Here is a 1,077-nt window from a genome sequence, read left to right on the forward strand (position 1 = left end):
TTGGCATTGGACCCAAAGGTTGGGTTCTCAATTCATCTGTTTTTAGTGGCATGTGATAGCTTTGTATTTTATTACGAAGCGGTAAAGATAACGGAATTAGCCACAGGAATAAACCATTTAACGGGATTCTTAGCCATCTATTTAAGTGTCAAACTGTAAAGCTGGCGTGAATTAAAATGAATATAAGCGTAAGTGAAACAGTATGAGTAACTGTTAATAAATAAAAGCCTTAATGAAAAGGGAGTTAATGAACATTTTCCACTGAATTGATGATGAATCGTGGGGATAAATTCGTGATGGACTCAGCGACTTGATGATTTTTGTTAACAATTCTTTGACAACTGGCGCGGTGCGCAGGAAACTGGTCTGACTAGTTATAAGGAAACGCCACTATGCTTACGTCACTACAAAAAGCCAATCTTTATCTCAATATGTTTGGGTTTTCAAAAGTTCCCCTGATCTGGTTGTGTCGCCCTAAAATCATTGCCATTGATGAAAAAATGGTGGAAGTGAAAATCCCTCTAAGAAAACGAACAAAGAACCACCTCAATAGCATGTACTTCGGTGCATTAGCGGTAGGTGCGGATGTGGCAGGAGGTTTTTTGGCGATGAGCAAAGCCAAAAATCAAGGAGAGAAAATTTCTTTGGCGTTTAAGGGCGTTAAGGCGGAATTTCTTAAAAGGCCAGAGGCGGATGTGCATTTTGTTTGCCATGATGGTCCTTTGATCGACMAATGCTCGTCGCAAACCATGCAAACGGGTCAGCGGTGAATCAAGATGTTCGAATTACCGCGCTGTGCTCCTCTTGCACGGAGACGAGCCGATGGCTGAATTTGATTTAACCCTATCGATTAAAAAAGTGGTGCCTAGAGCATAACGCTATGTTTCAGGCTGTTCGATTTTCTCGATGGCAACAATTTTCGTAGCGATTCATGACAATTTTCCAGCGGTAGTAAACGGGTTCACCTTGGTGGGTGTTTTCTTTCACGATCAGATTAAAGAGATGGCGTTTTTCCACTGATTCGCGACTTGACTTAGCCCATCTTGTAACCGATAGATACGGTTACTGCCTTTGTCC

2 pseudogenes are annotated in these 1,077 nt (G+C 41.7%); one reads left to right on the forward strand and one right to left on the reverse strand.

Annotated features, from left to right (window positions below):
* Nucleotides 1-392 precede the first annotated feature (392 nt).
* A pseudogene (locus tag CIK04_RS28315) lies at nucleotides 393-876 on the forward strand (PaaI family thioesterase).
* 2 nt (nucleotides 877-878) lie between these two features.
* Here CIK04_RS28315 and CIK04_RS28320 read toward each other — a convergent pair.
* Nucleotides 879-1,077 (reverse strand): annotated as a pseudogene (locus CIK04_RS28320) (hypothetical protein); the annotation flags it as partial.

The organism is Vibrio sp. 03_296 (assembly GCF_002265885.1).